Here is a 7,239-nt window from a genome sequence, read left to right as displayed (position 1 = left end):
TCCGCCACCGACCGCCACCGCAGCGTCGACGATACGCCGGCCGGCGGCGGGCCCGGCATGGTGCTGCGGGCCGACGTGCTGGCGGCGGCGATCGATGCAGCCGATATCGCCCCCGATCGTCCGCGGCTGCTGATGAGCCCGCGGGGTCGGCCATTGACCCAGTCCTCCATCGCCGAACTCGCCGCCGGGTCGGGGCCGCTGATCGTCTGCGGCCGGTTCGAAGGCGTCGACCAGCGGGCGATCGAGGCGCGCTCCCTGGAGGAGGTTTCGATCGGGGATTACGTGCTGTCGGGAGGCGAAATCGCCGCGATGGCGCTGATCGATGCCTGCGTGCGGCTGTTGCCGGGGGTGATGGGAAAGCCCAGTTCCAGCGCCGAAGAGAGCTTTTCGGATGGTTTACTGGAATACCCGCAATATACCCGCCCCCAGGAGTTCGAGGGCCGGCCGATCCCGGAGATCCTGCTGTCGGGCGACCACGCCAGGGTCGCGGCGTGGCGGCAGGCCGAGGCCGAGGCGCTGACGCAGGCGCGGCGGCCCGATCTCTGGGCCGCCAGGCAATTCCAGCCGGGGAGCGGCCAAAGACGCCCAAAAAACACGACGGAAGGGTGACAAGCCGCCGGCTTTGCCGTATATGGGCGCCAAATCCGCGCAAGGATAACCGAACACCCGCGCAGCCCGCGCTGTTTCCGGCTGGGGCGCGCCGCCGATGGAGATTTTACCCGTGAACCTCATTCAGCAGCTCGAAAAAGAGCAATACGACAAATTGGCCGCCGGTAAACAGATTCCCGAATTCGGCCCTGGCGACACCGTGATCGTCAACGTCAAGGTGGTGGAAGGCGATCGCTCGCGCGTGCAGGCCTATGAAGGCGTCTGTATCGGCCGCTCCGGTTCGGGCCTCAACGAGAGCTTTACGGTGCGCAAGATTTCCTACGGCGAGGGCGTGGAACGCGTCTTTCCGGTGATGTCGCCGATGATCGACTCGATCACCGTGGTGCGCCGCGGCAAGGTGCGCCGGGCCAAGCTGTATTACCTGCGCAATCTGCGCGGCAAGTCGGCCCGCATCGTCGAGAAGAAATCGGACCGGCCCGCCGCGGTCGGTCCAGATGCGGCCTAGACACGAGCAAAAGTGGCAGGGAAATCAAACGAAACGGCCCCGTTTGATCTGGACCGAGAATCTATTACCGACAAATATACTGCGGAATATCACGTCTACGAAGCGCTGAAACAAGAAGCGGTCTTCATTCTGCAGGACCGCATTGCTTCACGCTCAATCAAGATTCACACGATCGAGAGTAGAGTTAAGGAGCTCGAGTCTCTTTTGGATAAATGCGCTCGTAAGCGGTGCAACGAACCCTTTGAGGAATTCGCTGATATCGCTGCAGTGCGCGTGATATGCTTATTTCGCTCGGATCTCGATAGGCTGAAACAACTGGCCAGAGATAATTTCGAAGTCATCGAGATTGATGACAAAATCGAGACCGGCCAAGACCCTCTCAGCTACCAATCCATTCATATCATTTGCAAGATGAGGCCGGGCTACACCGGACCTCGATATGAAAGAATTCGCAATCGAATATTCGAAATACAGCTAAGAACTCTTTGCATGCACTGTTGGGCCGCGGTTTCTCATCACGTTGACTACAAAGGCGATTGGGATGTCCCAGCAAATCTAAAAATGGCATTGAGTGCGCTGAGCGGATTGTTTTTCGTTGCGGACAATGAGTTTGAGCAATTTTACGTTGCCCGGTTAGCTTCGAAGGAATCGGCAGAGAATACTTCGAAAGCGACAGATGGTCAGGTAGAAATAAACTTGGATACCGTATCAGCCCTTCTTGCTCGACTCTATCCTAAGCGAGATTCGGGTGCCGCAACTTCGATGTCGGAGTTTGTCCAAGAATTGAAGGAGGCAAATTACACATCCCTGGCTCAACTAGAGGCCGATTTAGAAAAGGGTGCGACTAACCCAATTGAGTACGAGCGTCTACAAAAGGGTGGCAGCATTTACTTCACTGTTGTTGGCGCTGCGCGGCGTGCATTGGAGGAGATTTCACCCGAGTTTGCTCGCGTTCGGAAAGAAGCAAATGACGAGGCCCCGCTCAGCAAACGACTGCCCCGGAAAAAAGGAACAACAACTTCGTAAATAGAACCCACGATTGAAAATGGCTGTCATAACGAAGGTGGAAGTACTTTTTGTTGAATGCAAATCCAACTGTGCTCCTATTTTATTTGTGCTAAAAAGGGTACGAGTTGATCCCGCGCTTTCTTGTTGGCGCAATGACGGTCGTTAGTGTGCTATATGGCCACCATGTTCAGAGATCACCAAACCATCGCGTGCCGCGTCGTGCTCGACGACCGCCGTCGGCTGCCCTGGCGTTTCTTCGGTCGGCTGACGACGGCGGCGCTCGCGGCCTGATCTCTCGACGCGCTGCGTTGCGCGCGCGATTGCAATCTCCGATTCAAATCCCCGCTCGAGGCCTGACATCATGTCCGACAAAAAACCCACCACTGTGTACGACAAAATCTGGAACGACCATCTGGTGCACGAAGCCGATGACGGCACCTGCCTGCTCTATATCGACCGCCATCTGGTCCATGAGGTGACCTCGCCGCAGGCTTTTGAAGGTCTGCGCGCGACAGGGCGCAAGGTGCGTGCGCCGGAGAAGACGCTGGCCGTGGTCGATCACAACATCCCGACCACCGACCGTTCGAAACCCAATCCCGACCCCGAAAGCATCGAGCAGATGCGGGTGATGGCGGAGAACGCCAAGGAATTCGGCATCGAATATTTCGACGAGTTCGACCGCCGCCAGGGCATCGTCCACGTCATCGGCCCCGAGCAGGGTTTTACGCTGCCCGGCACCACCATCGTCTGCGGCGACAGCCACACCTCGACCCATGGCGCGTTCGGCGCGCTGGCGCACGGCATCGGCACCTCGGAAGTGGAGCACGTGCTGGCGACGCAGACGCTGATCCAGAAGAAGGCGAAAAACATGCGCGCGGTGGTCGACGGCAAGTTGCCCGACGGCGTCACCGGCAAGGATATCATCCTGGCGATCATCGGCGAGATCGGCACCGCCGGCGGCACCGGCTATGTGCTGGAATATGCCGGCGACGCGATCCGCGCGCTCTCCATGGAAGGCCGCATGACCGTCTGCAATATGTCGATCGAGGGCGGCGCCCGCGCCGGCCTGATCGCGCCGGACGAAAAGTCGTTCGAGTTTTTGAAGGGCCGGCCGAAATCGCCGAAGGGCGAGGCCTGGGACGCCGCGATGCGCTACTGGGAGACGCTGCGCTCGGATGCCGGCGCGCATTTCGATCACGAGATCAGGCTGGATGCCGCAAAGCTGCCGCCGATCGTGACCTGGGGCACCTCGCCCGAGGACGTGGTGTCGATCAACGGCATGGTGCCCGATCCCGATGAGATCGAGGACGAGGCCAAGCGGCTGTCGAAACATCGCGCGCTGAACTACATGGGCCTAAAGGCCGGCACGAAGATCACCGACATCAAACTCGACCGCATCTTCATCGGCTCCTGCACCAACGGGCGCATCGAGGATCTGCGCGCGGCGGCGAAGATGGTCGAGGGCAAGACGGTCAACGGCAATCTCACCGCGATGATCGTGCCGGGCTCCGGCATCGTCAAGGAGCAGGCCGAAGCCGAGGGGCTCGACAAGATCTTCATCAAGGCCGGTTTCGAATGGCGCGAACCGGGCTGCTCGATGTGTCTGGCCATGAACCCCGACAAGCTGTTGCCGGAAGAACGCTGCGCCTCGACCTCGAACCGCAATTTCGAGGGCCGGCAGGGATTCAAGGGCCGCACCCATCTGGTCTCGCCGGCGATGGCGGCGGCGGCTGCGATCGCCGGGCATTTCGTCGATATCCGGGAGTGGAAATAGCCCACATCCCTCAAGCCCCATCCGCGAAGCTTCTCGTTAACGCCTCGGGAGCAGACTAGTTCGGCCCCAGGCGTGGCGTTTCGAGGGACCGGCAAATGGCCGACAAGCCTGAATTCGTCGATATGATCAGCGAGGCGACGCGGCAGTTGAGGCGCGTCGTCGCGCCGCGCATCGTGGCCCCCGTGATCAAGGAGACCTCGCGGCTGAGCCACTGGCCGCCGGACCGCTGGGAGCAATGGCGCATCGAGACGCTGACGCCCTGGAAGCTGAAACCCTGGAAATTCAAGAATTGGGATTGAGGTCAAGATTCCCTCGAGCCTTTTCCGTTTCGATGGAATCGAAACGGGGCTCTGGATTCATTTTTTTTTGACGCGTTTTCCTCATGCGAACCGGTGACCACTTCGCTCGAAAACGCTCTGGGCAATGAAATCGGGCGCCGAAAGGCGCCCGATCCATTTCAGCACTCGCCCCGCGCCGCATTTCGAATGCGCTCGTCATGCCCGGGCTTCGTCCCGGGCATCCACGTCTTGTCGCAGGCAAGAAGGAAGACGTGGATGGCCGGGACAAAGCCCGGCCATGACGGAAGAATCAATGATCTCCGGAATCGGCGATCACCACCACGGCCCGTAGCCAAGTCCGAGGAACGGAAAGAACGGCGCCGGCGCGTAGTAAGTGGGCCGGTCATAATAGGTCGGATCATACGGGCGATACGCGGAGTAGCGATAATGCCGGACGCGACGCCGCGCACTCATATCTTCCGCTTTCGACGCTTGCGGCTGATGCGTCGCGTTCTGCGCCCGCGACGCCGCGGCGGAATCGACTGCGGCCGAGCCGCCGAACATCAGCGTCAGCGCCAGGACGGCGGCTCCGATCCATCTCGTCATGAAGGACTCCTCAATGCGTAAGAAGCGATGACATAATCAAACCTGGTTTCCGCCTCGGACAACATCGGCTCGAAGATTTCCCAAAACCGGCATAGCCTGGCGTGCGTATCTTCTGGAAACATACCTCAGAGGAGATCATCATGGCATCGTCTCGCGCAAGAGAGCGGATCAAGCGCTTCGCGCTGGCCATCCCGGCCGCTGCCCTGCTCCGGGCCGGCGCTGCGCTCGCCTCGCAGGGCCCCGGCGGGGGTGCGGGCACCGCAAGCGGTTTCACCCAGCATGCGATGGCCATCATCGTCTACGGAACCTCGGCGCTGATAATCGGCACCGGCCTGGTCGGGGCGCTGCGCCGGCGCTAGAGCGGGATGACTTTTCTTCGAATCGTCATCCCGCTCTAGCTTTTTGATTGAGCATGATCTTTTCGGAAAACCGGTGTCCACTTTTCCGGATCATGCTCTAGCCGGGGCGCCAGAAGCAGCTCATCCGCGGCACGATCACCGTGCCGCTCGGCCGGTATTCCCTGACATAGGTGGCGTTGCATTCGCGCACCGCGTTGGGACCGGGGTTATAGCGCGGATAGACGCCATCGGGGCCGGTTTCGTAGGTCGGATAGACCCTGATCCGCGTCCGCGGCCGAACGTGGCGCGGCGTCTCGGCCGCTGATGGCGTCGCCTGCGCCACACGCACGCCGGAAGGCGCGGTCTGCGCCTGCGCCCCGGCCGGGCGCAACGCCAAGGCGCCTGCAAACGCGACCAACAGCGCCGCCGTCCCGATCCGCACCATCACACTCACCTTAAGAACCTGTTGCGGAGCGCAAGGTCTCCGATTGGCGCGCCAAGGTCAACTGCGCGGATGCAACCGGTCGGAACCGGCGCTAAAAGGGCAGCATGTGGATCGAAGCAAAAGCCCCCTCGCTGGCCGAGATGGAGACCATGGCGCATGAGGTTTTCGCGCGCCTGCCACCGCGCTTTCGGGAACTTTGCGAGGGCGTCATCATCCGGGTCGACGATTTTCCGACCGAGGAGGTGCTGGACGAAATGCAGGCGGAGAGCGAATTCGACCTGCTCGGCCTGTTCCAGGGCACGGGCCTGCCGCATCAGAGTCACGGCGATATCGCCCGGCTGCCCAACATGGTCTGGCTCTACCGCCGGCCGATCCTCGACTACTGGGCCGAAAACGACGAGACGCTGGGCGACATCGTCCGCCACGTGCTGATTCACGAGATCGGCCACCATTTTGGCCTGTCCGACGACGACATGGAGGCAATCGAGGCTACCGCCGATTAGGCATTTTGCGCTTTAATGGCTGGCGCATTCGCGATAAACCACGCCCGCAAAACGCGTTTCCTTCATTCCAACCAGAAGTGCCGTTCGATGGACAAGTTCACCTCACTGGAAGGCGTCGCGGCGCCCTTGAAGATCATCAATGTCGACACCGACATGGTCATCCCGAAGCAGTATCTGAAGACCATCAAGCGCACCGGCCTTGGCAAGGGCCTGTTCTCGGAACAGCGCTACAAGGATGACGGCAGCGAGAACCCGGATTTCGTCCTCAACAAGCCGGCCTATCGTAACGCCAAGATCCTGGTCGCCGGCGACAATTTCGGCTGCGGCTCGAGCCGCGAGCATGCGCCCTGGGCGCTCCTGGATTTCGGCATCCGCTGCGTGATCTCGACTTCGTTCGGCGACATCTTCTACAATAACTGCTTCAAGAACGGCATCCTGCCGATCCGCGTGTCGCAGGAAGACCTCGACAAATTGTTCGACGACGCCGAGCGCGGCGCCAACGCGACCCTGACCATCGACCTGCCCAGCCAAGAAATCCGCGGCCCCGACGGCGGCACGGTGAAGTTCGAGATCGATCCGTTCCGCAAGCATTGCCTGCTCAACGGCCTCGACGACATCGGGTTGACGATGGAGAAGAAGGCCTCGATCGACAGCTACGAGGCCAAGGCCAGGACCGAGCGCGCCTGGGCCTGATCTTTTATCGCGCGAGGTGACCCGCGCATGCGGCCGGACGTCGTCACCTTCTGGCATGGCCCGCTCGATCGGCTGCGCCAACTTTGCCTGAGATCGCAGGTCGCCGCCGGCCATCAGGTCACCGTCTATAGTTTCGATCCGCTGCCGGGATTGCCCGACGGCGTCGGCAATGCAGAGGCCGAGGCGATCCTGCCGCATTCGTTTTCCGAACGGCTGCGCCCGCCGCAGCCGGACGGATCGTGGCGCGACTGGACCATTCTGCAGTTTTCCGACTTCTTCCGGATGCGGCTGATGGCGGCGCGCGCGAGTCCTGATGCGGCGCGTTTGTGGCTCGACGCCGATGTGCTGCTGCTGAAGCCGGTCGAGATCGATCCGGCAAAGCCGTATTTTGCGTGGGAGCGATCGAGGCAGCTCGGCAATTCAGTTTTATATCTGCCGCCTGACGACAAAATCGTGCGCGCATTCGCGGATCTGCTCGAG

General features: G+C 61.0%; 10 protein-coding genes and 1 pseudogene. 9 read left to right on the top strand and 2 right to left on the bottom strand.

Features of this window, described 5'->3' with window-relative positions; all coding sequences use genetic code 11:
* The 5 genes from trmD to VK804_RS10520 form a co-directional block, all read left to right on the top strand.
* A partial coding sequence (gene trmD, locus VK804_RS10540) for a tRNA (guanosine(37)-N1)-methyltransferase TrmD (RefSeq protein WP_325370695.1) occupies positions 1-609 on the top strand: 609 nt, incomplete at its 5' end.
* Positions 610-721: 112 nt separating this feature from the next.
* Positions 722-1,114 (top strand): 50S ribosomal protein L19, encoded by a 393-nt coding sequence (gene rplS / locus VK804_RS10535; RefSeq protein ID WP_325370693.1) that lies wholly within the window; start codon positions 722-724, stop codon positions 1,112-1,114.
* A gap of 12 nt (positions 1,115-1,126) precedes the next feature.
* On the top strand, positions 1,127-2,140 hold the full coding sequence (locus VK804_RS10530; protein ID WP_325370692.1) for a hypothetical protein: 1,014 nt from the start codon (positions 1,127-1,129) through the stop codon (positions 2,138-2,140).
* 343 nt (positions 2,141-2,483) lie between these two features.
* Entirely contained in the window at positions 2,484-3,896 is a 1,413-nt protein-coding gene (gene leuC / locus VK804_RS10525; RefSeq protein WP_325370690.1) for a 3-isopropylmalate dehydratase large subunit, read from the top strand.
* 95 nt (positions 3,897-3,991) lie between these two features.
* A complete protein-coding gene (locus VK804_RS10520) occupies positions 3,992-4,195 on the top strand; it encodes a hypothetical protein (RefSeq protein ID WP_325370688.1) in 204 nt (67 codons plus the stop codon).
* 312 nt (positions 4,196-4,507) lie between these two features.
* Here VK804_RS10520 and VK804_RS10515 read toward each other — a convergent pair whose 3' ends face one another.
* Positions 4,508-4,780 (bottom strand): hypothetical protein, encoded by a 273-nt coding sequence (locus tag VK804_RS10515; protein ID WP_325370686.1) that lies wholly within the window; start codon positions 4,778-4,780, stop codon positions 4,508-4,510.
* Positions 4,781-4,920: 140 nt separating this feature from the next.
* Here VK804_RS10515 and VK804_RS10510 point away from each other — a divergent pair, with 140 nt between their 5' ends.
* The gene (locus VK804_RS10510; protein WP_325370685.1) at positions 4,921-5,139 is read left to right on the top strand and encodes a hypothetical protein; all 219 of its coding nucleotides are present in this window, start codon (positions 4,921-4,923) and stop codon (positions 5,137-5,139) included.
* Positions 5,140-5,236: 97 nt separating this feature from the next.
* Here the strand turns inward: VK804_RS10510 and VK804_RS10505 are convergent, their stop codons facing one another.
* Positions 5,237-5,563 (bottom strand): hypothetical protein, encoded by a 327-nt coding sequence (locus VK804_RS10505; RefSeq protein WP_325370683.1) that lies wholly within the window; start codon positions 5,561-5,563, stop codon positions 5,237-5,239.
* A 104-nt stretch (positions 5,564-5,667) separates the two neighbouring features.
* On the opposite strand from VK804_RS10505, the gene VK804_RS10500 reads away from it, so the two are divergent.
* From VK804_RS10500 to VK804_RS10490, 3 genes and pseudogenes are all read left to right on the top strand, one after another.
* On the top strand, positions 5,668-6,066 hold the full coding sequence (locus VK804_RS10500; RefSeq protein WP_325370681.1) for a metallopeptidase family protein: 399 nt from the start codon (positions 5,668-5,670) through the stop codon (positions 6,064-6,066).
* A gap of 87 nt (positions 6,067-6,153) precedes the next feature.
* Complete coding sequence (gene leuD / locus VK804_RS10495) at positions 6,154-6,759, top strand: 3-isopropylmalate dehydratase small subunit (protein ID WP_325370679.1); 606 nt, start codon at positions 6,154-6,156, stop codon at positions 6,757-6,759.
* Between the two features lie 27 nt (positions 6,760-6,786).
* Positions 6,787-7,239 (top strand): annotated as a pseudogene (locus VK804_RS10490) (hypothetical protein); the annotation flags it as partial.

Origin of the sequence: Bradyrhizobium sp. (assembly GCF_035484855.1) — a bacterium.
Taxonomy (GTDB): domain Bacteria; phylum Pseudomonadota; class Alphaproteobacteria; order Rhizobiales; family Xanthobacteraceae; genus Bradyrhizobium.
The sequence above is the reverse complement of the archived record's forward strand: the minus strand, read 5'-3'. Positions and strand labels throughout refer to the sequence as shown.

What these genes read in the sequence shown, in the direction of transcription:
- VK804_RS10515 (WP_325370686.1), bottom strand. Translation starts at nt 4,780, where the DNA reads ATGACGAGATGGATCGGAGCCGCCGTCCTGGCGCTGACGCTGATGTTC.
- VK804_RS10510 (WP_325370685.1), top strand. Translation starts at nt 4,921, where the DNA reads ATGGCATCGTCTCGCGCAAGAGAGCGGATCAAGCGCTTCGCGCTGGCC.
- leuD (WP_325370679.1), top strand. Translation starts at nt 6,154, where the DNA reads ATGGACAAGTTCACCTCACTGGAAGGCGTCGCGGCGCCCTTGAAGATC.
- VK804_RS10520 (WP_325370688.1), top strand. Translation starts at nt 3,992, where the DNA reads ATGGCCGACAAGCCTGAATTCGTCGATATGATCAGCGAGGCGACGCGG.
- leuC (WP_325370690.1), top strand. Translation starts at nt 2,484, where the DNA reads ATGTCCGACAAAAAACCCACCACTGTGTACGACAAAATCTGGAACGAC.
- VK804_RS10500 (WP_325370681.1), top strand. Translation starts at nt 5,668, where the DNA reads ATGTGGATCGAAGCAAAAGCCCCCTCGCTGGCCGAGATGGAGACCATG.
- VK804_RS10505 (WP_325370683.1), bottom strand. Translation starts at nt 5,563, where the DNA reads ATGGTGCGGATCGGGACGGCGGCGCTGTTGGTCGCGTTTGCAGGCGCC.